Origin of the sequence: Cronobacter sp. JZ38 (assembly GCF_008932145.1) — a bacterium.
Taxonomy (GTDB): domain Bacteria; phylum Pseudomonadota; class Gammaproteobacteria; order Enterobacterales; family Enterobacteriaceae; genus Cronobacter; species Cronobacter muytjensii.
In genome coordinates this window covers 1,388,760-1,415,558 of the sequence record NZ_CP017662.1, presented here as the reverse complement: position 1 = coordinate 1,415,558, position 26,799 = coordinate 1,388,760, and the positions used below count along the sequence as shown (strand labels likewise).

The 26,799-nt window shown below is 57.3% G+C and carries 24 protein-coding genes; 12 read left to right on the top strand and 12 right to left on the bottom strand.

All coding sequences use genetic code 11. The features are described 5' to 3' along the window. Positions 1-10 precede the first annotated feature (10 nt). Positions 11-889 (bottom strand): 4-hydroxy-tetrahydrodipicolinate synthase, encoded by an 879-nt coding sequence (gene dapA / locus BJP61_RS06660; protein WP_038861317.1) that lies wholly within the window; start codon positions 887-889, stop codon positions 11-13. A 147-nt stretch (positions 890-1,036) separates the two neighbouring features. On the opposite strand from dapA, the gene BJP61_RS06655 reads away from it, so the two are divergent. Together BJP61_RS06655 and bcp are read left to right on the top strand one after the other, a co-directional pair. Further along, entirely contained in the window at positions 1,037-1,606 is a 570-nt protein-coding gene (locus BJP61_RS06655) for a glycine cleavage system transcriptional repressor (protein WP_007721234.1), read from the top strand. A 2-nt stretch (positions 1,607-1,608) separates the two neighbouring features. Continuing rightward, the gene (bcp, locus tag BJP61_RS06650) at positions 1,609-2,079 is read left to right on the top strand and encodes a thioredoxin-dependent thiol peroxidase (RefSeq protein WP_075192714.1); all 471 of its coding nucleotides are present in this window, start codon (positions 1,609-1,611) and stop codon (positions 2,077-2,079) included. 95 nt (positions 2,080-2,174) lie between these two features. On the opposite strand, the gene BJP61_RS06645 is transcribed toward bcp, so the two are convergent. After that, positions 2,175-3,239 carry an AI-2E family transporter gene (locus BJP61_RS06645; RefSeq protein ID WP_075192715.1) on the bottom strand — a complete coding sequence of 355 codons (1,065 nt, stop codon included), beginning with the start codon at positions 3,237-3,239 and terminating at the stop codon, positions 2,175-2,177. Between the two features lie 223 nt (positions 3,240-3,462). On the opposite strand from BJP61_RS06645, the gene bepA reads away from it, so the two are divergent. Both bepA and arsC read left to right on the top strand, forming a co-directional pair. Beyond that, a complete protein-coding gene (gene bepA / locus BJP61_RS06640; RefSeq protein WP_161581246.1) occupies positions 3,463-4,929 on the top strand; it encodes a beta-barrel assembly-enhancing protease in 1,467 nt (488 codons plus the stop codon). Positions 4,930-4,940: 11 nt separating this feature from the next. Continuing rightward, positions 4,941-5,300 carry an arsenate reductase (glutaredoxin) gene (arsC, locus tag BJP61_RS06635; protein WP_038861313.1) on the top strand — a complete coding sequence of 120 codons (360 nt, stop codon included), beginning with the start codon at positions 4,941-4,943 and terminating at the stop codon, positions 5,298-5,300. Between the two features lie 46 nt (positions 5,301-5,346). Here arsC and BJP61_RS06630 read toward each other — a convergent pair whose 3' ends face one another. From BJP61_RS06630 to upp, 3 genes are all read right to left on the bottom strand, one after another. After that, a complete protein-coding gene (locus BJP61_RS06630) occupies positions 5,347-6,048 on the bottom strand; it encodes a DnaA inactivator Hda (RefSeq protein ID WP_038861312.1) in 702 nt (233 codons plus the stop codon). 96 nt (positions 6,049-6,144) lie between these two features. Next, positions 6,145-7,434, bottom strand: a complete 1,290-nt coding sequence (gene uraA, locus BJP61_RS06625) for a uracil permease (protein WP_038861311.1) — start codon at positions 7,432-7,434, stop codon at positions 6,145-6,147. 80 nt (positions 7,435-7,514) lie between these two features. Continuing rightward, complete coding sequence (upp, locus tag BJP61_RS06620; RefSeq protein WP_015742074.1) at positions 7,515-8,141, bottom strand: uracil phosphoribosyltransferase; 627 nt, start codon at positions 8,139-8,141, stop codon at positions 7,515-7,517. 232 nt (positions 8,142-8,373) lie between these two features. Between upp and purM the strand changes: the two genes are divergently transcribed. The 4 genes from purM (at position 8,374) to ppx (ending at position 13,892) form a co-directional block, all read left to right on the top strand. Continuing rightward, the gene (gene purM / locus BJP61_RS06615; protein ID WP_171998028.1) at positions 8,374-9,411 is read left to right on the top strand and encodes a phosphoribosylformylglycinamidine cyclo-ligase; all 1,038 of its coding nucleotides are present in this window, start codon (positions 8,374-8,376) and stop codon (positions 9,409-9,411) included. Continuing rightward, a complete protein-coding gene (gene purN / locus BJP61_RS06610) occupies positions 9,411-10,052 on the top strand; it encodes a phosphoribosylglycinamide formyltransferase (RefSeq protein WP_038861309.1) in 642 nt (213 codons plus the stop codon). Before purM ends, purN begins: the two co-directional genes overlap by 1 nt. A gap of 234 nt (positions 10,053-10,286) precedes the next feature. After that, positions 10,287-12,347 (top strand): polyphosphate kinase 1, encoded by a 2,061-nt coding sequence (gene ppk1, locus BJP61_RS06605; protein ID WP_038861308.1) that lies wholly within the window; start codon positions 10,287-10,289, stop codon positions 12,345-12,347. Between the two features lie 3 nt (positions 12,348-12,350). Next, positions 12,351-13,892 (top strand): exopolyphosphatase, encoded by a 1,542-nt coding sequence (ppx, locus tag BJP61_RS06600; RefSeq protein ID WP_161579776.1) that lies wholly within the window; start codon positions 12,351-12,353, stop codon positions 13,890-13,892. A 39-nt stretch (positions 13,893-13,931) separates the two neighbouring features. On the opposite strand, the gene BJP61_RS06595 is transcribed toward ppx, so the two are convergent. Then, positions 13,932-16,181, bottom strand: coding sequence for an EAL domain-containing protein (locus BJP61_RS06595; RefSeq protein WP_171998027.1), 2,250 nt, complete (start codon positions 16,179-16,181; stop codon positions 13,932-13,934). A gap of 356 nt (positions 16,182-16,537) precedes the next feature. On the opposite strand from BJP61_RS06595, the gene BJP61_RS06590 reads away from it, so the two are divergent. After that, positions 16,538-16,738: a YfgG family protein gene (locus tag BJP61_RS06590; protein WP_071603644.1), complete on the top strand. Its 201-nt coding sequence runs from the start codon at positions 16,538-16,540 to the stop codon at positions 16,736-16,738. A 269-nt stretch (positions 16,739-17,007) separates the two neighbouring features. On the opposite strand, the gene guaA is transcribed toward BJP61_RS06590, so the two are convergent. Both guaA and guaB read right to left on the bottom strand, forming a co-directional pair. Then, a complete protein-coding gene (gene guaA, locus BJP61_RS06585) occupies positions 17,008-18,585 on the bottom strand; it encodes a glutamine-hydrolyzing GMP synthase (RefSeq protein ID WP_038861296.1) in 1,578 nt (525 codons plus the stop codon). A 66-nt stretch (positions 18,586-18,651) separates the two neighbouring features. After that, on the bottom strand, positions 18,652-20,118 hold the full coding sequence (guaB, locus tag BJP61_RS06580; protein WP_038861295.1) for an IMP dehydrogenase: 1,467 nt from the start codon (positions 20,116-20,118) through the stop codon (positions 18,652-18,654). Between the two features lie 170 nt (positions 20,119-20,288). Between guaB and xseA the strand changes: the two genes are divergently transcribed. The 3 genes from xseA to BJP61_RS06565 all read left to right on the top strand — a co-directional run bounded on the left by xseA (position 20,289) and on the right by BJP61_RS06565 (position 23,119). After that, complete coding sequence (gene xseA, locus BJP61_RS06575; RefSeq protein ID WP_038861294.1) at positions 20,289-21,662, top strand: exodeoxyribonuclease VII large subunit; 1,374 nt, start codon at positions 20,289-20,291, stop codon at positions 21,660-21,662. Positions 21,663-21,743: 81 nt separating this feature from the next. Beyond that, positions 21,744-22,769 carry a M4 family metallopeptidase gene (locus BJP61_RS06570; protein WP_075193682.1) on the top strand — a complete coding sequence of 342 codons (1,026 nt, stop codon included), beginning with the start codon at positions 21,744-21,746 and terminating at the stop codon, positions 22,767-22,769. Next, positions 22,769-23,119 (top strand): protealysin inhibitor emfourin, encoded by a 351-nt coding sequence (locus BJP61_RS06565; RefSeq protein ID WP_038861292.1) that lies wholly within the window; start codon positions 22,769-22,771, stop codon positions 23,117-23,119. Before BJP61_RS06570 ends, BJP61_RS06565 begins: the two co-directional genes overlap by 1 nt. Here the strand turns inward: BJP61_RS06565 and BJP61_RS06560 are convergent. From BJP61_RS06560 to BJP61_RS06545, 4 genes are all read right to left on the bottom strand, one after another. Continuing rightward, positions 23,116-23,337: a zinc ribbon domain-containing protein gene (locus BJP61_RS06560; protein ID WP_171998026.1), complete on the bottom strand. Its 222-nt coding sequence runs from the start codon at positions 23,335-23,337 to the stop codon at positions 23,116-23,118. The genes BJP61_RS06565 and BJP61_RS06560 overlap by 4 nt on opposite strands. A 50-nt stretch (positions 23,338-23,387) precedes the next feature. Beyond that, positions 23,388-24,866: a ribosome biogenesis GTPase Der gene (der, locus tag BJP61_RS06555; protein WP_038861290.1), complete on the bottom strand. Its 1,479-nt coding sequence runs from the start codon at positions 24,864-24,866 to the stop codon at positions 23,388-23,390. Between the two features lie 119 nt (positions 24,867-24,985). Continuing rightward, positions 24,986-26,167 carry an outer membrane protein assembly factor BamB gene (bamB, locus tag BJP61_RS06550; RefSeq protein WP_161581240.1) on the bottom strand — a complete coding sequence of 394 codons (1,182 nt, stop codon included), beginning with the start codon at positions 26,165-26,167 and terminating at the stop codon, positions 24,986-24,988. Positions 26,168-26,177: 10 nt separating this feature from the next. After that, a complete protein-coding gene (locus BJP61_RS06545; RefSeq protein WP_161579772.1) occupies positions 26,178-26,798 on the bottom strand; it encodes a YfgM family protein in 621 nt (206 codons plus the stop codon). Between the last annotated feature and the right edge of the window lies 1 nt (position 26,799).

Below are 26,799 nucleotides of genomic sequence, written 5' to 3'. Positions count from 1 at the left end.
TCCCTAAACTTTACAGCAGGCCGGCATGCTTAAGCGCGGAACCAACGGCGTCACGCCCTATATCGGTGATCGGCGTCATTGGCAGGCGCAGCGTATCGGTCGCCACAAGTCCCAACTCCTTACAGGCCCATTTCACCGGGATCGGATTGGGTTCGACAAATAATTTATGGTGCAAAGGCATCAGACGACGGTTGATGATGCGCGCATCGTCAAACTTCCCTTCTGCCGCGAGACGGCACATATCGGCCATGTCGCGCGCCGCAACGTTGGTAGTGACCGAAATCACCCCGTGACCGCCAAGCTGCATGAAATCCATCGCCGTGGCGTCATCGCCGCTTAACAGCGCGAAATCATCAGCGACCAGCTCTTTGATCAGGTGAACGCGACTTAAGTTCCCGGTCGCCTCTTTGATACCGACAATATTTTTAATCTTCGCCAGACGGCCAACGGTCTCCGGCAGCATATCGCAACCGGTACGGGACGGCACATTATAGAGGATCTGCGGCAGGTCGGTATGCTCCGCGATAGCTTTAAAATGCTGGAACAGCCCTTCCTGAGTCGGACGGTTGTAATACGGCGTCACGGTCAGGCAGCCTGCGATGCCGCTATCGTTAAAGCGCTGGGTGAGGCTGATGGCCTCGGAAGTGGCGTTCGCGCCCGTGCCTGCGATAACCGGAATACGCCCATCAGCGAGCTCCAGCGTCATCATCACCACATCAGCGTGTTCGTCATGGCTCAGCGTGGCGGATTCTCCGGTAGTCCCTACCGATACAATCGCCGACGTTCCGTTAGCGACATGGTAATCAATCAGTTTTTTCAGGCTCGACCGGCAGACATTACCTTTTTCATCCATCGGCGTGATAAGCGCGACAATACTTCCCGTGAACATTGGCCATCCTCAGTGCAAACTTGTGGCTCAATGGTACGTTTGGTGCCGTAATAAAAGCAAGCGGCCCGGGCGTGCTATGCGGTTGTATGGCGGATTTTTTTATGGTTTCCTAAGGATTAATTCACCGTTTCAACAGGAAGCACAGGTTTGACATCCTCATCCCCCCATTATCTGGTTATTACCGCGCTGGGAGCCGACCGCTCGGGTATCGTTAACACTATCACCCGCCATGTCAGCAGTTGCGGCTGCAATATCGAAGATAGCCGTCTGGCGATGCTGGGGGAGGAGTTCACATTCATCATGCTGCTGTCCGGCAGCTGGAACGCCATTACCCTGATTGAATCCACGCTGCCGCTCAAGGGCGCTGAGCTGGATTTGCTGATTGTGATGAAACGCACCACAGCCCGTCCGCGCCAGGCGATGCCGGCGTCCGTCTGGGTACAGGTGGAGGTTGAAGACTCGCCGCATCTGATTGAGCGCTTCACTGAACTGTTCCACTCTCACGACATGAATATCGCCGAGCTTATCTCGCGCACGCAGCCCGCGCAGGAAAATAAATCCGCGCAGCTCTATATTCAAATAACGGCGCACAGTCCGGCTTCTCAGGATGCGACGATTATCGAACAGCCCTTCCGTCAACTCTGTACAGACCTGGGCGCACAAGGCACTATTAGCGTGGTGAATTATCCACAGCAAGATGAACAGGATGGAGTGTAGTGATGAATCCACTGAAAGCCGGTGATATCGCACCGAAATTTAGCTTGCCCGATCAGGACGGTGAACAAGTAAATTTAACCGACTTCCAGGGACAGCGTGTTCTGGTTTATTTCTATCCCAAAGCCATGACGCCGGGCTGCACCGTCCAGGCGTGTGGGCTGCGCGATAACATGGATGACCTGAAAAAAGCGGGCGTTGAAGTGCTGGGCATCAGCACCGATAAACCCGAAAAGCTCTCGCGTTTCGCTGAAAAAGAGCTGCTTAACTTCACGCTGCTCTCGGATGAAGATCATCAGGTGAGCGACCAGTTTGGCGTCTGGGGCGAAAAAACCTTTATGGGGAAAACCTACGACGGCATTCATCGCATCAGTTTTCTTATCGACGCCGAGGGCAAAGTCGAACATGTGTTCAACGACTTCAAAACCAGCAACCACCACGATGTTGTGCTGGCCTGGCTGAAAGAGAACGCCTGAGCGATTAATCACGTTCGCAGACTTCAGACCGGGTAAGCACAAGATGTAAGCCGGGTAAGCGCAGCGCCACCCGGCATTTTACCCCTGTCGCGCTGTTACTCTTCCACTGCTGGCGATGTCTCAGGCCAGGCGTGTACCACCGCTTTAACGAGCGTCGCAAGCGGGATCGCGAAGAAAACGCCCCAGAATCCCCACAGCCCGCCGAAAATCACCACTGACAGAATAATCACCAGCGGATGCAGATTTACCGCTTCGGAAAACAGCACCGGCACCAGCACGTTCCCGTCGAGCCCCTGAATAATCAGATAGACCGCAAAACAGCTCCAGAACTCCGTTCCCATGCCGAACTGAAACAGCGCCACGCACACCACCGGAATGGTCGCCACAAAGGCGCCGATATACGGGATCAGCACTGAAATGCCCACCAGCACCGCCAGCAACAGCGAATAGTTAAGCCCGAAAATCAAAAACCCAATCCAGGTCGCGACGCCGACCACAATCATTTCCAGCACTTTGCCGCGAATATAGTTAGTTATCTGCTGGTTCATCTCAACCCACACTTGGCCTGCGAGACCACGGTTGCGCGGCAGCACGCGGCGCACCGCGTTCAGCAGTTGCTCTTTGTCTTTCACGAGGAAAAACACCATCAGCGGCACCAGGATCAAATAGATGGCAAGCGTCAGCAGCCCTACCAGCGACGCGAGCGAATATTTCACGACGGAATCGCCCAGCGTGATGATACGGGTGCGCATGTTTTCGGCGATGGCGTCGATAATGCCGGCATCCATCAGCGCGGGAAAACGCTTCGGCAACGTCGCCGCGAAATCAGAAAGCTTGTTAAGCATGCCGGGAATATCACGGATCAGGTAAATCCCCTGCTGCCAGGCCACCGGCACGACCACAAACGCCATCACCAGTACAATGCCGATAAACAGCACCAGCACCAGCGTCGCGGCGAGCCCGCGCGAGCAGCCGATGCGCTGTAACCGCGAAGTGGGCCACTCCAGCAGATAGGCGAGTACGATGGCGACCAGCAACGGCGCCAGCAAACCGTGCAGGAAAAAGAGAATACAAAAACCGGCGACCAGAATCGCCAGCAGCGCTATCGCCTCGGGGTCGCTGAAGCGACGGCGATACCACTGCGCAAACATTTCAAGCATAAAATACCTTCCCTGACGGGTGACGACGGAGGCGCGAGGGCGAATTGTATCGAAATGTCACAAAAAAGACCGTGATTTTTACGCCCCCTGCAAGACAACCTGTCGGTGGATGCATATGATTTCCCGACGTATTGGTAAAATGGACTTCCGATCCGGGCGCACGTAATGAACAAAGCGGTGCCGGGCGGGTCAAAAAAGACTCTATACAGACGGGAAAGAGGCTATGTTCAGGCAGTTGAAAACGACACTGGTTGCGACGCTTATCGGCGTCACGCTGGCAGGCCAGCTTGCGCCCGCCTTTGCAGCCGACCCGGCGGACGGTTTGCCGGATATGGGCACCTCGGCAGGCAGCACGCTCTCTATCGGTCAGGAACTCCAGATGGGCGACTATTACGTGCGGCAGCTGCGCGGCAGCGCGCCCCTGATTAACGACCCGCTGCTGGTGCAATATATCAACGGGCTGGGCATGCGTCTGGTCGCGCACGCCGATTCGGTAAAAACCCCTTTCCACTTCTATCTCATCAATAATGACGAGATTAACGCCTTCGCCTTTTTCGGCGGCAATGTCGTGCTGCACTCGGCGCTGTTCCGCTACGCCGACAACGAAAGCCAGCTCGCCTCAGTCATGGCGCACGAAATCTCCCACGTGACCCAGCGCCATCTGGCGCGCGCGATGGAAGATCAGAAGCGCAGCGCCCCGCTCACTTGGGTGGGCGCGCTCGGCTCGATTCTGCTGGCGATGGCAAGCCCGCAGGCGGGCATGGCGGCGCTGACCGGCACGCTCGCCGGAACTCAACAGGGCGTTATCAGTTTTACCCAGCAGAATGAACAGGAAGCCGACCGCATCGGCATTCAGGTACTGCAACGCTCCGGTTTTGATCCGCAGGCGATGCCGACATTTCTTGAAAAACTGCTGGACCAGGCGCGCTACTCCACGCGTCCGCCGGAAATCCTGCTCACCCACCCGCTGCCGGAAAGCCGTTTATCGGATGCGCGTAACCGTGCGAACCAGATGCGCCCGGTTGTGTCGCAATCATCTGAAGCGTTTTATATGGCGAAAGTGCGCGCGCTCGGCATGTATAACTCGGGACGTAATCAGCTCACCAGCGATATTCTGGATTCGCTCGCCAAAGGCAATCAGCGCGAACAGCATGCCGCGCAGTATGGTCGGGCGTTGCAGGCCATGCAGGATAAACGCTTCGCCGAGGCGCGCCAGCAGTTGGAGCCGCTGTTGCGGGCGCAGCCGGGCAACGCCTGGTACCTTGACCTCGCCACCGATATTTCGCTGGGCGAGCACAAAGCGCAGGAGGCGATCAACCGTCTGAAAAGCGCGCCGGAGCTGAAAACCAATCCGGTGTTGCAGCTCAACCTTGCCAACGCGTATCTGGAGGGGGGCCAGCCGGCGCAGGCAGTGACCATCCTCAACCGTTATACCTTCAGCTGGCCTGACGACACTAACGGCTGGGATCTGCTCGCCCAGGCGCAGGCGGCGCTTGGCAACCGCGATCAGGAGCTGGCGGCGCGCGCCGAAGTGATGGCGCTTTTGGGCAAGCTGGATCAGGCCATTACGCTGCTCAGCAGCGCCAGCTCGCAGGTCAAGCTCGGCAGCCTGCAACAGGCGCGCTATGACGCGCGTATTGATCAGATCCGCCAGTTGCAGCAACGCTTCCGCCCTTACGAAAAAATGTAACAGGAGAAACCATGTCCCGGGACGTGACGATTTACCATAACCCGCGTTGCTCAAAAAGCCGCGAAACGCTGAACCTGCTCACCGAACGCGGTATCGAGCCTGAAGTCGTGCTCTATCTGGAGACGCCGCCGGACGCGGCGACGATCAAAATGCTGTTGCAGCAATTGGGGTTCAGCCATCCGCGCGAGCTGATGCGCACCAAGGACGATCTCTACAAAACACTCAATCTGGGCGACGGGTCGCTTCGCGAAGAAGCGCTGATTCAGGCGATGGTCGACAATCCGAAGCTGATCGAGCGTCCGATCGTGGTCAGCCACGGCAAAGCCCGCCTGGGCCGTCCGCCGGAGCAGGTCTTAGACATCCTTCCATAAAAAAACGCCGCGGGTTGCTCCTGCGGCGTTTTTTCTGAAGCGGCGATTACAGCCCGAGCGTATCTTTTACAAACGGGATCGTCAGCTTGCGCTGCGCGCTTATCGACGCGCGATCGAGCTGATCGAGCGTCAGGAACAGCGTGCGCATTTCGCGATCGAGGCGTTTTAACAGAAAGCGCCCCACATCTTCCGGCAGCTCAAACCCGCGTAACCGCGCGCGCAGCTGCAACGCCTGGAGTTTATCGTCGTCGGAGAGCGGCTGCAGTCGGTAGATTTGTCCCCAGTCGAGACGCGAGGCGAGATCGGGCAGCCTGAGGTTCAGCTGACGCGGCGGCCGGTCGCCGGTTATCAGCAGCCGGGTATTGCCCGACTCCAGAATGCGGTTGTAGAGATTGAAAATCGCCATTTCCCAGAGCTCATCGCCTGCAATGCACTCAATATTATCGATGCATACCAGCGAAAGTTGCTCCATGCCTTCCAGCACTTCCGGCACAAACCAGGTGCGTTTATCTAGCGGTACGTAGCCGACCGCGTCTCCGCGTTGCGACAGCTCGGCGCAGGCGGCATGCAGCAGATGGCTGCGCCCGCCCCCCTCCCGGGACCAGAAATAGATGTAGCCGCTGCGGTCGTGACGCAGCATCGTCTGGAGTGCGGCTAATAAAGAGGGGTTGTCGCCCGGCCAGAAGCTGGCAAACGTTTCGTCATCGGGCAGCCAGAGCGGCAAGGAGAGCTGTGCCGGTGTGTTCAGAAGGACCTCTTCAAGGACTTACGAAAAAACGCATTGAGTCTATCACACAATCGCTTCGCTGTTGAACCGGGCGGACACCGCCGCCCGGCAGGAGGATCAGTGGGCAGATTTTTCTTGCTCATCCGCGTCCAGCACGGTTTCTTCCGGGCGCAACACGCTGATAAGTTTGAAAATAAGGCTTAACGCCACGCCGACGATCGTTGCCAGCGCCATGCCTTTCAGCTCGGCTGCGCCGATGTGCACTTTCGCGCCGCTGACGCCGATTATCAGGATAACCGAGGTCAGGATCAGGTTTTGCGCTTTGCTGTAATCCACTTTGGATTCAATCAGCACGCGGATACCTGAAGCGCCAATGACGCCGTAAAGCAGCAGCGACACGCCGCCCATGACCGGCACCGGGATAATCTGGATCGCCGCCGCCAGCTTGCCGACGCAGGAGAGCAGGATCGCGATAATCGCCGCGCCGCCGATAACCCAGGTGCTGTAAACGCGGGTGATCGCCATAACGCCGATGTTTTCGCCGTAGGTGGTGTTCGGCGTGGAGCCGAAGAAACCGGAGATGATGGTCGAAAAACCGTTGGCGAACATGGAACGGTGCAGGCCTGGATCGCGGATCAGATCTTTTTTCACGATATTCGCCGTCACCACCAGGTGGCCGACGTGCTCGGCAATCACTACCAGCGCCGCGGGCAGAATGGTAAAGATGGCGAACCACTCAAAACGCGGCGTGTAGAACGTCGGCAGCGCGAACCAGTGGGCGTTGGCGATAGCCGTGGTGTCCACGACGCCCATCGCAAATGACAGCGCATAGCCCGCCAGTACGCCGATAAGAATCGGGATAATCGCCAGAAAACCGCGAAACAGTACCGACCCGAACACCGTGACCGCGAGCGTCACCAGCGAGATGGTAATCGTCGTGCCGTCCGCCTTCTGCCCATCGGCTGGCAGCAGACCCGCCATGTTGGCCGCAACACCCGCGAGCTCAAGCCCGATGACCGCGACGATAGCGCCCATCGCGGCGGGCGGAAACATCACGTCCAGCCAGCCGGTGCCGGCTTTTTTCACAATCAGCGCCACGACGCAAAACAGCGCGCCGCAGACGATAAACCCGCCGAGCGCCATCTCATAGCCGAGCGGCAGCAGCAACAATACCGGGGAGATAAACGCAAAACTTGAGCCCAGATAAGCCGGGATTTTGCCTTTACAGATAAAGAGATAGAGCAGCGTTCCGATGCCGTTAAACAGCAGCACGGTGGCCGGGTTGATATGAAACAGGATGGGCACCAGCACGGTTGCGCCAAACATGGCGAACAGGTGCTGCAAACTAAGCGGGATAGTCTGTAAGAGCGGCGGTCGTTCACTTACCCCGATAGCACGGCGCGTCATAGCGTTTTCCTCAAGAGTGTTGATGTGTGATGTTTAAGTGTGGAACCAAAAAAAAGCCGACTATAAAGTCGGCTTAATGTTTATTTCGTACCAAATATCTTGTCGCCCGCATCGCCGAGGCCCGGGATAATGTACCCGTGCTCGTTGAGCCCCTTATCAATAGACGCAGTGTAAAGCTCGATATCGGGATGCGCGTTTTCCAGCGCTTTGATGCCTTCCGGCGCAGCGACCAGCACCAGAACTTTAATGCTCGTGCAGCCCGCTTTTTTCAGCAGGTCGATGGTAGCGATCATGGAGCCGCCGGTCGCCAGCATCGGGTCGACGACCAGCGCCATGCGCTCGTCGATATTGGAAACCAGCTTCTGGAAATAGGGCACCGGCTCCAGCGTTTCTTCATCGCGGTAAACGCCAACAACGCTGATGCGCGCGCTCGGCACATTTTCCAGCACGCCTTCCATCATGCCAAGACCGGCGCGCAGGATAGGCACGACGGTAATTTTCTTCCCTTTAATCTGCTCGATTTCCACCGGGCCGTTCCAGCCTTCGATGGTCACTTTTTCCGTCAGCAGATCGGCCGTGGCTTCATAGGTCAGCAGGCTGCCGACTTCGGAGGCGAGTTCACGAAAACGCTTGGTGCTGATGTCATGCTCACGCATCAGGCCCAGCTTGTGTTTAACCAGCGGGTGTTTCACTTCGACGATCTTCATTCTCTTTCTCCCCAGCGAGGTGGCAGCCACAAAAAAAATCGCCGGATTATACCGCTTTTTGCCTGTCGCGCCATATGTAATGGCCTTGATCGCGATCAACCGAACAGAAGACCGTCATCGGGCAGCCGTCTGTTTTTCACCGCAACAAGCGCTCGCAAACGTTTGCCTGGACTGTTAGAATTGCCGCGATTTCTCTACTACCACCAACCGCAACCGCGTGGGGACTTTAGCAGTGACCGACAAAACCTCTCTCAGCTATAAAGATGCCGGTGTTGATATTGATGCTGGTAACGCTCTGGTCGACCGCATCAAAGGCGTCGTGAAAAAAACCCGTCGTCCGGAAGTGATGGGCGGCCTGGGCGGCTTCGGCGCCCTCTGCGCACTGCCGCAGAAATACCGCGAGCCGGTGCTGGTCTCCGGTACCGACGGCGTCGGCACCAAGCTGCGTCTGGCGATGGATCTGAAGCGTCACGACACGATCGGCATCGACCTGGTGGCCATGTGCGTCAACGATCTGGTCGTACAGGGCGCGGAGCCGCTGTTCTTTCTCGACTACTACGCGACCGGCAAACTGGACGTTGATACCGCGTCAAGCGTGATCAGCGGGATTGCGGAAGGCTGTTTACAGTCCGGCTGCGCGCTGGTTGGCGGTGAAACGGCGGAAATGCCGGGCATGTATCACGGCGAGGATTACGACGTGGCCGGTTTCTGCGTCGGCGTGGTGGAAAAATCAGAGATTATCGACGGCACGAAAGTCGCCGACGGCGATGTGCTGGTGGCGCTGGCGTCCAGCGGCCCGCACTCCAACGGCTACTCGCTGGTGCGTAAAATTCTGGAAGTGAGCGGCGCAGACCCGCAGGCCACCGAGCTTGACGGCAAACCGCTCGCCGATCACCTGCTGGCGCCGACCCGCATCTATGTGAAGCCGGTGCTGGAACTGATTGAAAAAGTTGATGTTCACGCTATCGCCCACCTGACCGGCGGCGGTTTCTGGGAAAACATTCCGCGCGTGCTGCCGGACAACACCCAGGCCGTGATTGATGAAGCCTCGTGGCAGTGGCCTGCCGTCTTCAACTGGCTGCAACAGGCCGGCAACGTCAGCCGTCATGAAATGTACCGCACCTTCAACTGTGGCGTCGGCATGCTCATCGCCCTGCCTGCCGCTGAAGCCGATAACGCCGTGGAACTGCTTAACAGCCTTGGCGAAACCGCGTGGAAAATCGGCGCTATCAAAGCATCGGATTCCCAGGAACGCGTGGTTATTGCGTAATGAAGCGCATCGTAGTGCTGATTTCCGGCAGCGGCAGTAACCTGCAGGCCATCATCGATGCCTGCGCGCAGAAGAAAATCAATGGCGTCATCAGCGCCGTCTTCAGCAATAAGGCCGACGCGTTCGGCCTTGAGCGCGCGCGCGAGGCGAATATTCCCGCCCATGCGTTAAGCGCGGGCGCGTTCGCCAGCCGCGACGCCTTTGACCGCGAGCTGATGCAGGAGATAGATGCTTACGCGCCGGATCTGGTCGTGCTGGCAGGCTATATGCGCATTCTTAGCCCGGCGTTCGTGGCGCACTATGAAGGACGGCTGCTGAATATCCACCCTTCCCTGCTGCCAAAATATCCGGGGCTGCATACGCACCGCCAGGCGCTGGCCAATGGCGACGACGAACACGGCACGTCGGTGCACTTTGTGACGGACGAGCTGGACGGCGGCCCGGTGATTTTGCAGGCTCGCGTTCCGGTATTCGCGGGCGACACGGAAGAAGACATTACCGCACGCGTTCAGGCGCAGGAGCATGCCATCTACCCGCTGGTCGTCAGCTGGTTTGTCGATGGCCGCCTCGCGATGCGCGAGGGTCGCGCCTGGCTGGACGGACAGCCGCTCCCGCCGCAGGGTTACGCTTCTGATGACTAAAGGGCCGCATGGCCCTTTATTTTTTTCTGTCCTGTGCCGATAAAGCGTAAAACCAGGCCAGAATCTGTCCGGCAACCTCCCGGTTTTACAGGCTTTTTTACGACATTCTCGAAAGCTCGCGGATAACTGTCATACTTTTCTGGCACAGTTGGACAGAGCATGACAAAGCTCGCCATAATAACCCCGAGACGGATTTGCCACGTCCCGAGTTAATCAACCGGAGTGTGAGTAGTAATGGGTCAGGATAAGCTTTATATCGAAAAAGAACTGAGCTGGTTATCGTTCAACGAACGCGTCTTGCAGGAGGCGGCGGATAAAACCAATCCGCTGATCGAGCGCATGCGCTTTCTGGGCATCTACTCCAATAACCTTGATGAATTTTATAAGGTCCGGTTCGCCGAGCTTAAGCGGCGCATTATCATCAGCGAAGAACAGGGTTCGAACTCTCATTCGCGGCATCTGCTGGGCAAGATCCAGTCGCGGGTGCTGAAGGCGGATCAGGAGTTCGACGGCCTGTACAACGATCTTCTGCTGGAGATGGCGCGCAACCAGATCTTCCTTATCAACGAGCGCCAGCTCTCTGAAAATCAGCAGGTGTGGCTGCGCCACTACTTTAAACATTACCTGCGCCAGCACGTCACCCCGACGCTGATAAATCGTGATACCGATCTGGTGCAGTTCCTGAAAGACGATTACACCTATCTGGCAGTCGAGATCATCCGCGGCGAATCGATTCGTTATGCGCTGCTGGAGATCCCGGCCGATAAAGTGCCGCGCTTCGTCAACCTGCCGCCGGAAACCCCGCGCCGCCGCAAGCCGATGATTCTGCTGGATAACATTCTGCGCTTCTGCCTTGATGATATTTTTAAAGGCTTTTTCGATTACGACGCGCTGAACGCCTACTCGATGAAGATGACGCGCGACGCGGAATACGACCTTGTGCACGAAATGGAATCGAGCCTGCTGGAGTTGATGTCCTCCAGCCTCAAACAGCGCCTCACCGCCGAGCCCGTGCGCTTTGTCTATCAGCGCGATATGCCGGATGCGATGGTCCAGATGCTGCGCGAAAAGCTCTCGATTTCGCGCTACGACTCCATCGTGCCGGGCGGTCGTTACCATAATTTCAAAGATTTCATCAGCTTTCCGAATGTTGGCAAAGCGAATTTAATCAATAAACCGCTGCCGCGCCTGCGCCATATCTGGTTTGATAAATTCCGCAACGGCTTTGACGCTATCCGTGAACGCGATGTGCTGCTCTACTACCCATATCACACGTTCGAACATGTGCTGGAGTTGCTGCGTCAGGCGTCGTTCGACCCAAGCGTGCTGGCGATTAAAATTAACATCTACCGCGTGGCGAAAGACTCGCGCATCATCGATTCGATGATCCATGCCGCTCACAATGGCAAAAAAGTCACCGTAGTGGTGGAGTTGCAGGCGCGCTTTGATGAAGAAGCGAACATCCACTGGGCGAAGCGCCTGACCGAAGCCGGCGTGCATGTGATTTTCTCCGCGCCCGGCCTTAAGATCCACGCCAAGCTGTTTCTTATCTCGCGCAAAGAAGGTGACGATGTGGTGCGCTACGCGCATATCGGCACCGGTAACTTTAACGAGAAAACCGCGCGGCTTTACACCGATTACTCGCTGCTGACTGCCGATGCGCGCATCACCAACGAAGTGCGCCGGGTGTTTAACTTTATCGAAAACCCTTACCGGCCGGTGAGCTTCGACTATCTGCTGGTGTCGCCGCAAAACTCGCGTCGTCTGATGTATGAGATGATCGACCAGGAGATCGCCAACGCACAGCAGGGGCTGCCGTCGGGGATCACGCTTAAGCTCAATAACCTCGTCGATAAAGGTCTGGTGGACCGGCTCTATGCGGCTTCCGGCTCCGGCGTGCAGGTCAATCTGCTGATCCGCGGCATGTGCTCGCTTATCCCGCAACTTGAGGGGATCAGTGAAAATATCCAGGTCATCAGCATCGTCGATCGCTATCTTGAACATGACAGGGTTTATATTTTCGAAAACGGCGGCGATAAACGGGTTTATCTGTCGTCTGCCGACTGGATGACGCGTAATATCGACTACCGCATTGAAGTTGCCGCGCCGTTGCTGGATCCGCGCCTTAAACAGCGCATTCTGGATATTATTGATATCCTGTTCAGTGATACGGTTAAGGCCCGTTATGTGGATAAAGAACTGAGCAATCGCTATGTGCCGCGTGGCAATCGCCGTAAAGTTCGCGCACAATTGGCGATTTACGATTACATCAAATCTCTTGAACAGCCTGAATAATCTATGCCGATAACTTCTGATGCTCCACGACCGGAGGAATTTGCTGCGGTCGATCTCGGCTCTAACAGCTTCCATATGGTGATAGCCCGTGTGGTGGATGGCGCCATGCAAATCATTGGCCGCCTGAAACAGCGCGTCCATCTGGCCGATGGGCTGGATGAGAATAATATGCTGAGTGAAGAGGCCATGGAGCGCGGCCTCGCTTGCCTCTCCCTGTTCGCCGAGCGCCTGCAGGGCTTTTCCGCAGCCAACGTTTGCATCGTTGGCACGCATACGCTGCGCCAGGCGTCTAACGCCACGGATTTCCTGCGTCGCGCGGAAAAGGTCATCCCCTACCCGATTGAAATTATCTCCGGCAATGAAGAAGCGCGCCTGATTTTTATGGGCGTGGAACACACTCAGCCGGAGCGCGGGCGCAAGCTGGTGATCGATATCGGCGGCGGCTCGACGGAACTTGTAATTGGCGAAGATTTCGAGCCGCAGCTGGTGGAAAGCCGCCGTATGGGCTGCGTCAGCTTCGGGCAGCATTTCTTCCCGAATGGCGAAATCACGCCGGATAATTTCCGTCGCGCGCGTCTCGCCGCGGTGCAAAAGCTCGAAAGCCTCGCCTGGCAATATCGCCTGAAGGGCTGGACCGTGGCGCTTGGCGCCTCGGGCACGATCAAAGCCGCCCATGAAGTGCTGGTTGAGATGGGCGAAAAGGACGGCTTTATCACGCCGGATCGCCTGGATATGCTGCGCGACGAAGTGCTGAAATTCGGCCAGTTCTCCGCGCTGACCCTGCCGGGGCTGTCAGACGAGCGCAAAGCGGTGTTCGTGCCAGGGCTCGCGATTCTCTGCGGCGTCTTTGACGCGCTGGCTATTCGCGAGCTGCGGCTCTCCGACGGCGCGCTGCGCGAAGGCGTGCTGTATGAGATGGAAGGCCGTTTCCGTCATCAGGATATTCGCATTCGCACCGCGCAGAGCCTCGCCAATCAGTACCATATCGACAGAGAACAGGCGCACCGGGTGCTGGACACTACCATGCTGATGTATCAGCAGTGGGAACAGCAGAATGCGAAGCTCGCCAACCCGTCGCTGGCGGCGTTGCTGAAGTGGGCGGCGATGCTGCATGAGGTCGGGCTTGGCATCAACCACAGCGGCCTGCACCGCCACTCAGCGTATATTCTTCAGCACAGCGATCTACCGGGCTTTAACCAGGAACAGCAGATGATGATGGCCACGCTGGTGCGCTATCATCGCAAGGCGATTAAACTCGACGAGCTGCCGCGCTTTACGCTGTACAAGAAAAAACAGTTTCTGCCGCTTATCCAGCTGCTGCGCCTCGGCGTGCTGCTGAATAATCAGCGTCAGGCGACCACTACGCCGCCGACGCTGGTGCTGCATACCGACGAGAACCACTGGACGCTGCGCTTCCCGCACGACTGGTTCAGCCAGAATGCGCTGGTACTGCTGGATCTCGAACGCGAACAGCAGTACTGGGAAGGCGTCACGGGCTGGAAGCTGAATATCGAAGAAGAAGCGAGCCCGGAAGTGGCCGCCTGAAACGCAAAACGGTGAGCCAGGCTCACCGTTTTTCTTTACTCAACCGGCCTGTTGCGCCGCCGTGTCGGTTTTCTCAGCCACCAGCGATTCCAGCGGCTGCGGCTTGCCAATCACATACCCCTGCAGATAGTCGATGCCGAGCGAACAGGCGACGTTCTTGATCTCTTCGCTTTCGACATATTCCGCCACTACCTGCATATTTTTCATGCGCGCCAGGCGGCACATCGATTCGACAATCTGATAATCCAGACTGCTGATGACGATATTGCGAATAAAGCTGCCGTCGATTTTGAGGATATCGGCGTTAATGCTTTTCAGGCGCGCATAGCTGGCGTAGCCGGTGCCGAAATCGTCAATGGCAATGCGACACCCCATGGCGCGCAGGCGCGAGAGGGTTATCTGGGTCTGCTCCACATTGGTAAACGACTGGCTTTCAGTGATTTCGAAAATCAGTTGCCAGGGCTCGATATGGTAACGCTCCAGCAGCCGCTGCACTTCGCCGGGAAACGGCACGCGGCAGACAGTGGCGGGCGTCAGGTTGATGGAGAACCGGCTGGCGGGCAGCGCGTCACGGGCGGCGTCCATAAATTTCAGCGTGCTTTCCAGCACCATCAGGTCGATACGCGACGACAGGCCAAATTCGTGCGCCACCGGCAGGAAAATTTCCGGCGCGATAAGCTCACCGTCCTCGCCGCGCATACGCAGCAGGATTTCGTAATAGCTGTCGCCGCGCATGCCTTCGATACGCTGCGCCATCAGCCGGAAGTGATGGTTATCCAACGCCTGCTGCAGACGGTTCAGCATATCCACTTTGAGCTTCACGCCTTTCTGAACATGGTTCGCGCCGCGACACTGCAAGCTTTCAGGCTGGTTAGTGGCGAGCGACAGATCCGCCATCGTGCTCATTTCGCCCAGCAGCAGATGCAGATGCGTGACCGGCGATCGCACAAAACTGTAGCTGATGCCGACCTGCGGCTGTAACGGCATGCCATCCCACATAAAGCGGAACTGGCGCACGCGTTTATCCAGCGCGTCGATGCGCTCCAGATAAGATTCTGTGTGAATGCGCAGCACTAAATCGTGCCCGGAGAGCTGATATGCCAGCTCGTCAGGCAGCAGACTCTGACGCAGCCACGCCGCCAGTTGCTGCTTATAAAGAATGCGCAACATCACGCCGTAGTTACGCCCGAGCAGCTCAAGCTCCGGAATACGCATAAAACAGAGCACCGACCACGGCGCTTTGCCAAGATCGCGATTCAGCGCCCGCAAATTCGGCATATGGCTGAGAGGGTCGATAAGCGCCAGGCGTCTGCCGCGCAAATGCATCGCCCGCTGGCGAGTGGCGGTGAGCGCCATAAAGACGATCACCAGCGAAAACACCCCATAGCTGGACGTGTTAATCACCATCTGGGTTTCGTAGCCAGGCACCGAGGGGAAATAGAGATAGTAGTAGTGGCACAGTAGCGCCAGTACTGGCGTCCAGGCCGTGGTAATAAAGAAATACCCGAAGCGCATCGCGCCCCACAGCATCACTGGCAGTAACAGCGAGAGCGTATAGGTGGTGCTGAACAGCGAGCTGCTGTCGCCCGTCGGCTGCATCAGGCAGCCGAGCAGAAACAGAATAATGGCCGTCCAGACCACCACCTCCGTTTTGCTGACCTTTTTATCGCGCTGCGCCCGCGCCTGGGAGAGAAAGCTTTTCAGATAGCGAGGATGACGCAGCATGCGAATAACGAGGTAAAAAAAGGGCGTGCCCGTCAGGCACCCGACCAGTACCGCCTGATAGCTGATAAGCGTCAGTACGGTAAACGGGTTATCGCCAGTGAGCGAGGTAGGCCGTTCATACAGGCCGAGAAAAGCGGCTATCTGATAAAAGAGAATAAAGACGGTGGCGTTGAAAAACACCAGCCAGAACATGCGCTGCGCGCCGCTTCGCGTGTGCCACCAGGAGACCGCATGATGACCGGGCGCGAAAATGCGGTAACCCGCCCAACTAAGCGCCGTCGCCACGAAAAAATTCACCAGCGTCACGCTTAAATCCAGCAGGCCCACGTTGCGGTGATAATAGACGAGGACGCCCAACACAATACCGGGCAGCGCGCTGCGCCCATACATCATCACTAAGGCGCTGAATAACGCCAGCGGCAAGTAATAAAGCACGACGAGGCCGCCATCAATATGCGCATAGGTATTTCCGGCGCGGGCAAGGGGTAATAACAGCAGCGGTAAAACCAGCGGCAGCGCCCACCATTTGTCTTTATTTTTCTTGAGTGTTTCAACCAATAACATAGATGCTCGATACCAGGCCCCACATTCCCGGGCAAGAATTTCAGGCAGGCATCCGACCTGGCTGTTGAAGACCGCGGCAGACCTGGGCCGGACGCGGCGCGGTTAGCCAATTTTAGTCAGAGGAAACCGCTTTCAATTGATATACATCAAGTGACGCGGACGTACCAGATGAGACCGCACACTTAAGGAAAAAGACTTATATCGCTTTATTAATCAAGTTGTTAAATCTATTAATAAAAAGTATGTTTTGCGGTTCTGTACGCAATTTTACATGATGAATAATTGACCTCTTCGCCTCGCTATGCCTTAATATTTACGTCGCCCGCAGATGACGGGTAAATTTAAAGGGTAAAGGCGTGTCACAGGCCACCAGCATACGAAGACGGCATCGATTCAACAGTCGAATGACCCGCATTGTACTGCTTATCAGTTTTCTTTTCTTCTTTGGTCGCTTTATCTACTCCGCCGTCGGCGCGTGGTATCACCACCAGGATAAAGTCCAGGCCCAGCAAATCAGCATGACTCTCGACTCCTCTTCGCAGCAACAGCCGCGCTAGTGTCTTAAAGCCCCCTTGCGATGCCATAAAAAACGCCCGCAATCCACGAGTTACGGGCGTTTTTGTTAGATAACCGCCATTCACTGTCTGGTCTGTGCGCGCTGAAGGTATTCAATTGTGCCTGCCTGAACAGTGAACATGGCATTGCACTAACGGTTTCTGGCAATACCGCCCCAGAGAAAAACCGGGCCAGAAGATAAAAGAAAACCCTCTGTAAAACAGAGGGTTTGGCTATTTACTGGACAATAATCAGAGGATTACCGCTCTGCTTATTCCCACTCAATCGTTGCAGGCGGCTTACCGCTGATGTCATACACCACGCGGGAAATGCCGTTCACTTCGTTGATGATGCGGTTGGAGACGCGTCCCAGAAAATCGTACGGCAGATGCGCCCAGTGGGCGGTCATGAAGTCGATAGTTTCTACGGCGCGCAGAGAGACGACCCAGTCATATTTACGGCCATCGCCCATCACGCCGACGGAGCGCACCGGCAGGAACACGGCGAACGCCTGGCTTACTTTGTCGTAGAGATCGGCGCGACGCAGTTCTTCGATGAAGATAGCGTCAGCGCGACGCAGCAGGTCGCAATACTCTTTCTTCACTTCGCCCAGCACGCGAACGCCGAGACCCGGCCCCGGGAACGGATGACGGTACAGCATGTCGTACGGCAGGCCCAGTTCCAGACCAATCTTGCGCACTTCGTCTTTAAATAGCTCTTTGAGCGGTTCGACGAGGCCCATTTTCATCTCTTTCGGCAGGCCGCCTACATTGTGGTGCGATTTGATGACATGCGCTTTGCCGGTGGCGGACGCCGCAGATTCAATCACATCAGGATAGATAGTGCCCTGCGCCAGCCATTTTACGTCTTCGAGCTTCAGCGCTTCTTCATCGAACACTTCCACGAACACGCGCCCAATCGTTTTACGCTTGGCTTCCGGCTCGTCGATGCCCGCCAGCGCGTCAAGGAAGCGCGCTTCCGCCGGAACATGGACGATATTAAGACCGAAATGGTCGCCGAACATATCCATCACCTGCTCGGCTTCGTTCAGGCGCAGCAGGCCGTTATCCACGAAAACACAGGTTAAACGGTCGCCAATCGCGCGATGCAGCAGCATCGCGGTGACGGAAGAATCCACGCCGCCGGAAAGACCGAGGATCACGCGATCATTGCCCACCTGCTGACGAATGCGCTCAACGGCATCGTCGATGATTTTCGCGGGCGTCCACAGCGCCTCACACTGGCAGATGTCGCGCACAAAGCGCTCCAGCATACGCAGGCCCTGACGGGTATGGGTCACTTCCGGGTGGAACTGCACGCCGTAAAAGCGTTTTTCTTCGTTCGCCATAATCGCGAACGGGCAGGTTTCGGTGCTGGCGACGGTGACGAAATCAGACGGAATGGCGGTCACTTTATCGCCGTGGCTCATCCAGACATCCAGCAGCGGATTGCCGTCGGCGCTCAGCGCATCTTCAATGCCGCGCACCAGCGCGCTGTCGGTTTTCACTTCTACCTGCGCATAGCCGAATTCACGCTCGTTAGAGCCTTCAACGTGGCCGCCGAGCTGCATCGCCATAGTCTGCATGCCGTAGCAGACGCCCAGCACAGGCACACCGGCATTAAAGACATATTCCGGCGCGCGCGGGCTGTTTTCTTCGGTGGTGCTTTCCGGGCCGCCAGAGAGAATAATCCCGTTAGGGTTAAAGCCGCGGATCTGCTCTTCTGTCACGTCCCAGGCCCACAGTTCGCAGTAAACGCCCAGCTCGCGCACGCGGCGGGCCACCAGTTGGGTGTACTGAGAACCGAAGTCGAGGATAAGGATACGATGCTTATGAATGTTGTCCGTCATTGACGCTTTTTCCAGAAAGTAGCTGACAAAAAGTAAACGCCCGACGCGAACGCCGGGCGAGGAAAATTAAGAACCCATACGGTAGTTCGGAGACTCTTTGGTAATGGTCACATCGTGAACGTGGCTTTCCTGAATGCCCGCGCCGCTGATACGCACAAATTCCGCCTTAGTGCGCAGCTCGTCAATCGTGGCGCAACCGGTCAGTCCCATGCAGGAGCGCAGGCCGCCCATCTGCTGGTGAATAATCTCTTTAAGACGGCCTTTATACGCCACACGGCCTTCGATGCCTTCCGGCACCAGCTTGTCTGCGGCGTTATCGGTCTGGAAGTAGCGGTCGGAAGAGCCTTTGGACATCGCGCCAAGCGACCCCATACCGCGATAGGATTTATAAGCGCGGCCCTGATAGAGTTCAATTTCACCCGGGGATTCATCGGTGCCTGCCAGCATAGAGCCCACCATCACGACGCTTGCGCCTGCCGCGATCGCTTTGGCGATATCGCCGGAGAAACGGATGCCGCCATCGGCGATAACCGGAATGCCGGTGCCCTCCAGCGCTTCAACCGCGTCTGCCACCGCAGTGATCTGCGGTACGCCGACGCCAGTGACGATACGAGTGGTGCAGATGGAGCCTGGGCCGATGCCCACTTTTACCGCGCTGACGCCGGCGTCCGCCAGGGCTTTCGCGCCAGCGGCGGTGGCGACGTTGCCGCCGATGATTTGCAGATCCGGGTATTTGGCGCGGGTTTCACGAATGCGCTGCAGCACGCCTTCGGAATGGCCATGAGAGGAGTCAATCAGCAGCACGTCAACGCCTGCGGCAACCAGCGCGTCGACGCGCTCTTCGTTACCGGCGCCCGCGCCCACCGCAGCGCCTACGCGCAGACGGCCCTGCTCGTCTTTACAGGCGTTCGGCTTACGTTCGGCTTTCTGAAAATCTTTTACGGTGATCATGCCGCGCAGATGGAAGCTGTCGTCCACGACCAGCGCTTTCTCAACGCGTTTTTCGTGCATCTTCGCCAGCACGACATCGCGGGACTCGCCTTCGCGCACCGTCACCAGACGCGCTTTAGGCGTCATGTAGACGCTGACCGGCTGGTTCAGATCGGTCACAAAACGCACGTCACGCCCGGTGATAATGCCCACCAGTTCGTTATCTTCGGTCACTACCGGGTAGCCGGCGAAACCGTTGCGTTCGGTCAGCTCTTTCACTTCGCGAAGCGTCGTGGTCGGCAGCACGGTTTGCGGGTCAGTCACCACACCGGACTCATGTTTTTTCACGCGCTTGACTTCTTCCGCCTGGCGCTCGATGGACATGTTTTTGTGGATAAAGCCGATGCCGCCTTCCTGCGCCAGGGCAATCGCCAGACGCGCTTCCGTTACGGTGTCCATCGCCGCTGAAAGCATCGGGATGTTCAGGCGGATAGTTTTGGTCAGCTGCGTGCTGAGATCCGCAGTATTCGGCAGAACGGTAGAGTGAGCGGGAACGAGGAGGACGTCGTCAAACGTCAGTGCTTCTTTAGCGATACGTAGCATGGGCAATATCTCAACCTGGGGTGAATGAGAACAGATAAAATATTGCCGCGGCATTATACAGAGCGTAACCGATTGCTTCTACATTTTTTTGCGAAAAATGGTTGCGATACTCAGCGCGCGGGTTACTATCGATTGAATAACCCGCTGATTTAAAATTTGATCCAGCTCACATGCCGCTTACTCAGACCCCCTCAATTTTTACCGTCAGTCGTCTTAACCAGAGCGTTCGTCTGCTGCTTGAGCAGGAGATGGGCCAGGTCTGGATCAGCGGCGAAATCTCTAATTTCAGCCAGCCCGCGTCCGGGCACTGGTACTTCACGCTTAAAGATGACACCGCCCAGGTGCGTTGCGCGATGTTTCGCAACAGCAACCGCCGCGTCACTTTCCGGCCCCAGCACGGTCAGCAGGTGCTGGTGCGCGCGAATATCACGCTCTACGAGCCGCGCGGCGACTATCAAATCATCGTTGAAAGCATGCAGCCCGCGGGTGAAGGTCTCTTGCAACAGCGCTATGAACAGCTCAAGCAGCAGCTCGCCGCCGAAGGGTTGTTCGATCCGGCGCTGAAAAAACCGCTGCCCTCTCCGGCGCGCCAGGTCGGGGTTATCACCTCGAAAACCGGCGCGGCGCTGCATGATGTGCTAAACGTGCTGCGCCGCCGCGATCCGTCGCTGCCGGTCATTATCTACCCCACCGCCGTGCAGGGCGACGATGCGCCCGCGCAGATTGTGCGCGCCATTGAGCTTGCCAACCGCCGCGACGAGTGCGATGTGTTAATTGTCGGGCGTGGCGGTGGCTCGCTGGAAGATTTATGGAGTTTTAACGACGAGCGCGTGGCGCGCGCGATTTTTGCAAGCCGCATTCCGGTGGTGAGCGCGGTCGGGCATGAAACCGACGTCACTATCGCCGACTTCGTCGCGGATTTGCGCGCGCCGACGCCGTCTGCCGCTGCGGAAATCGTCAGCCGCAATCAGCTCGAGCTGCTGCGTCAGGTGCAGGGGCTGCAACAGCGCCTTGAAATGGCGATGGATTATTCGCTGGCTAACCGCCAGCAGCGCTTTACGCGCCTGCATCACCGGCTGGAACAACAGCATCCGCAACTGCGTCTCGCCCGTCAGCAGACTCTGCTGATGCGCCTGCGCCAGAGAATGGACAATGCGCTCGACAGCCGGTTGCGTCAGGCGACGCAACGTCAGAGTCGTCTGACGCAACGCCTTAACCAGCAGCAGCCGTTGCCGCGTCTGCACCGCGCCTCGGCTCGTATTCAGCAACTGGAGTATCGGCTCGCCCAGACGGTCTCAGCGCGCCTCAGCCACACGCGGGAGCGCTTTGGCAACGCCATCACGCACCTGGAGGCCGTCAGCCCGCTGGCGACGCTGGCGCGCGGCTACAGCGTCACCACGGCTGGCGATGGCAACGTGCTGAAAGCGACGAAACAGGTGCAGCCCGGCGACACCCTGACCACGCGGCTGGCGGACGGCTGGGTGGAAAGCGAGGTGCGCCAGATTACGCCCGCAAAAAAAACGCGCAAAAAGAAAACCGGATAAGCCTCAGGGGCAATCAGCGGGTCACGAACTATACTGCAAGTGTTGGTTTTTTCAACGGCACTTGCCGAGTAAGGAGACCCCATGAACGATTCACGTTATCCGACCGTTATTCCCCCCTACCTTCTGCGCCGTATTATCGATAACGGCTCAGCGCCACAGCAGCAGAAAGCGCGCCAGACCCTCACCCATGTCCAGACGCTGATGGCGCATCAGCATGCGAAGCCCGCCGCGCCGCACGTCTCCGCTAAGGGCGAGCTGGAGCGCGATATCTACGATGCTCAGAACCGTGAAGAGCTGCCCGGGAAGCCAGTACGCCGCGAAGGCGAACCGTCGGCAGGCGATGTGGCGGTAGATGAAGCTTATGACTATCTGGGCGTTACCCACGATTTCTTCTGGAAAGCGTATAAGCGCGATTCGCTGGACAATAAAGGGCTTATCCTCAGCGGCACGGTGCACTATGGGCGCGAATACCAGAACGCCTTCTGGAACGGCCAGCAGATGGTGTTCGGCGATGGCGACGGTGAAATCTTCAACCGCTTTACCATCGCTATTGACGTCGTGGCGCACGAGCTGAGTCACGGCGTGACGGAAACTGAAGCCGGGCTTATCTACTTCGAGCAGGCGGGCGCGCTCAATGAATCGCTTTCCGATGTCTTCGGCGCGCTGGTGAAGCAATACTATCGGCAGCAGACGGCGGATCAGGCGGACTGGATAATCGGCGAAGGGTTGCTGGCGGAAGGCATTAATGGCACCGGCCTGCGTTCGATGTCAGCGCCTGGCACAGCGTACGATGACCCGCTACTGGGTAAAGATCCGCAGCCCGGTCATATGGATGACTTCGTTAAAACCCGCGAGGATAACGGCGGCGTGCATATCAACTCCGGCATTCCCAACCGCGCGTTTTACCTGGCGGCGACGGCGATTGGCGGCTATGCGTGGGAAAAAGCGGGTTATGCCTGGTACGACACCGTGTGTGACCGCTCACTTTCGCAGAATGCCGATTTCGCGAGTTTCGCGAAACTGACGATTGAGCATGGCCGTAAACGCTCCGGCGACAGCGTGGCGCAGGCTATCGAACAGGCGTGGAAAACCACAGGAGTATTGTAATGGACTTGCCAGATCTGACGGATGACGCCGTCGTAGAGCTGGCGCGTGAAGGCGGCGTGGCGTATATGCCACGCCTTGCCGGTCAGCGGCGCATCGCCGTCGCCGAGCTGAACGCCGAACAGCGCCAGCGGCTTATTGATATTCTGCACCAGGCGCTGCCCCAGGCGTTTGCGCCAGGGCAGCCCGATTCGCCGGGGCGCGGCGATCAGCGCTATTTCCGCATCCAAATCCTCTGGACGCAGCATAACCAGGCCGGTTATGCCGATATCGTACTTCTGGTGCCGGAAAACGCGGCGCCGGAAGGGCTGCGCGAGCTCTGGAAGCGTGGCGAGGGCTGTATCTGCGATTAGTGCGCCCGAAGCGTGAACTCGACGCGTTTTTTCGAAATCAGCCCGTGGCCGTTACGGCAGAAATAGTCCACCGCGCCGCACGCTTTCAGCACTTCCAGCGGCTGCTGGCAGTCGGGACAGCGCGCTTCAACCTGATAATCCTGATGGCAGGTGGAGCAATGCGCGCCGCGCTCGCTCGGCTCTAGCGGGTTTTGACAGTTCGGACAACGTAATTCCACGCGATACCTCCTTAAAAACACAGCGGGAGTCATCATGACTCCCGCTCCGGTTATTTACTTTTCTTGATGTGCTTAATCAGGCGTTTACGCTTACGCAGCTGGTTTGGCGTCAGCGTGTTTCGCTTGTTGGCAAACGGGTTCGCCCCTTCCTTGAACTGAATGCGAATCGGCGTGCCCATCACGTCCAGCGATTTGCGGAAGTAGTTCATCAGATAACGCTTGTAGGAATCCGGCAGGTCTTTTACCTGAGTACCATGGATAACCACAATTGGCGGGTTATAACCGCCCGCGTGCGCATATTTCAGCTTCACGCGGCGACCGCGCACCATTGGCGGCTGATGATCTTCTTCCGCCATTTTCATGATTCGGGTCAGCAGCGCGGTGCTGACGCGGCGCGTGGAGCTGTCATACGCTTCGCGTACCGATTCAAACAGGTTGCCGACGCCGCTGCCGTGCAGAGCAGAGATAAAGTGAACGCGGGCGAAATCGATAAAGCCGAGGCGGTAATCCAGCGTCTCTTTGACTTCGTCCTTCACTTCCTGGCTCAGGCCATCCCACTTGTTGACGACAATCACCAGCGAGCGACCGCTGTTGAGAATAAAGCCCAGCAGCGAGAGGTCCTGATCGGAAATCCCTTCACGCGCGTCAATCACCAACAGCACCACGTTGGCGTCTTCTATCGCCTGGAGCGTTTTGATGACCGAGAATTTCTCTACCACGTCAGTGATTTTGCCGCGTTTACGCACACCCGCCGTATCGATAAGCACGAACTCGCGCCCGTCGCGTTCCATCGGAATGTAGATGCTGTCACGCGTAGTGCCAGGCATGTCGAAAACCACAACACGGTCTTCGCCGAGAATGCGGTTGGTAAGCGTTGACTTACCTACGTTCGGACGCCCGACGATAGCCAGTTTGATCGGCAGATCCTGCGGGTTGAAGTCGTCCTCTTCTTCTTCCACAACTTCGCCATTTTGCTCGGCCTCAAATTGCGCCCAGTATTCGGCTTCTTCGTCCACTTCTTCCGGCGGATCGACATCGTCCATCCACGGCACCAGTACATGTTCCAGCAGCGAGGTGACACCACGGCCATGAGACGCCGCAATCGGGTGAATTTCACCGAGACCGAGCGAGTAGAAATCCGCGACCGCCTGATCCGGGTCGAGACCGTCGGTCTTGTTGGCGACCAGGAACGTCGGTTTCTGGCGGCTGCGCAGATGCTGGGCGATAGCCTCATCCGCCGGCATCAGACCTGAGCGGGCATCAACCATGAAAAGCACCACGTCGGCTTCTTCAATCGCCAGCAGCGACTGTTCCGCCATGCGGGTTTCCACCCCTTCTTCCGAACCATCGATACCGCCGGTATCGATGCAGATAAATTCACGTCCTTCCACTTCGGCACGACCATATTTGCGGTCACGCGTCAGCCCCGGGAAATCCGCTACCAGCGCATCCCGGGTGCGGGTTAAACGGTTGAACAACGTGGATTTTCCGACGTTAGGGCGCCCGACCAGCGCGACCACAGGTATCATTCTTAAAGCCTCATTACTGATAAATCATTGTTAAACCCGCATCAAAGCGCGGGCTTCAGAAAACAGGAAACGGCCCCTGCAGTGATCAGGAGCCGTTTTAGCTGTGCTACGCCTGTCTGTTAACGCGTAATCGCGTAGAGCGTGCCGTCTTTAGCCTGGATAAGGATCTTGTTATCCGCTACGACAGGCTCGGTCTGGAAGCCGGAGCTGTCCACTTTTTGCTGTGCCACGAAGCGGCCATTATCCGTATCCATCCAGTGCAGGTAGCCTTCGCTGTCGCCCACCACCAGCGATCCATTATAGAGCACCGGCGTGGTGAGGTTACGGTGCAGCAGCTGCGTCTGGGTCCAGAGCGTGACGCCGCCTTCCACATTCAGCGCCAGCACGTTATCGCTCTGGTCTACCAGGTAGATACGTCCGCCGTCAACGATGAAATCATTCACCGAGCCCAGCTCGCGTTTCCACATAATCTGACCGGAGCGCAGATCCAGCGCGGTCAGATTACCGTTATACGCCAGCGCGTAAACCACGCCGTTAACGATAACCGGCGTCGTATCGACGTCGCTCAGACGATCGATTTCGGTCGCGCCCGTCGCCTGCGAAATGCGCTGCTGCCAGATCATCTGGCCGCGCTGCATCAGCACTGCACTGACGCGGCCGTTATCGCCGCCGACAATCGCGGCGCCAAAGGCGGACGCCGGTGCGGATTCACCACGCAACGAGAGCGACGGCATATCCAGATTCACGGTCCATTTGATAGCGCCGTCGCTTTCGTTCAGCGCCTGCAACATGCCGTTGCTGGTATGAATCAGCACCATGCCGTCACTGACGACCGGGCGGGAGAGCGCTTCGCCCGCCACTTTGGTCTGCCAGGCGACAGAGCCGTCAGAGGTATTGAGCGCATAAACCTGCGCCTTTTCGCTGCCGACATACACATGCGCGCCAACGGCGGTCACGCCGCCGGAGAGCAGCGCCGGACGGTTACGGGAGAAAAAGCCGGTTTTCTCTGAGAGATCGACGCTCCAGATTTCTTTGCCATCCTGCGAATTCACTGCTTTTACGGTGCCACGACGGTCCGCCGCGTAGACGTTGCCATCAAGAAACGCCGGGTGCAGGTTAGAGTAAAAATCGCCAATCCCGCTCCCTACGGAGGTGTCCCAGGCGACTTCCGGTGCAAACTGGTTTTCAACGGTCGGCAGCGGCGACATTTTCACCACATCTTCTTCACCGCTAAACAGTGAGCAACCGCTTAACAGCGTGACGGAAAGCATCGCTGGCAGAACTAATTTACGCAATTGCATCGGGTCCCTCTCAGATGGACAAGTTATTAATTTTCATCTGCATCATATCGCCAAGCGCCGGGGAATTTTTATCATTCGCTCCTTTGCTCCAGGCATCACGCGCGCCCTGTTTATCGCCTTTACTCAGCAGCGCGTCGCCGCGCAAATCGGCTACCATCGCCGACCAGTTTTCGCCTTTCACGCTATCCAAGGTTTTCAGCGCGGCATCCGCCTGTTTCTGCTGGATCTGAATGCGCGCTAAGCGCAGGTTCATCAGCGAGCGCAGATTCTCGTCCTTCGCGTTCTCAATGCCCTGCTGCAATTGCTGCGCGGCTTTGTTGAGATCGTTTTTATCGACATAGCGCTGCGCCAGTTCTAGCGAGGCCAGCGCGCCGTAGCTGTTTTTGTTCTGGGCGACGAACTGCTCCGCCGCGCTCAGGGTTTTCGGATCGTCCGCGCGGACGTCAGTCATGACATTCTGATAGTTCAGCGACGCTTCGCGAGCGGTATCGACCTGCGAGCCGTTCCAGAAACGCCAGCCAACCAGCGCGCCAATCCCTAATACCACACCCACCGCCAGCGCTTTGCCATTTTCGGCAAAAAAACGCTTTACCGCGTCGAGCTGCTCGTTTTCGTTCTCGTAAATTTCCACG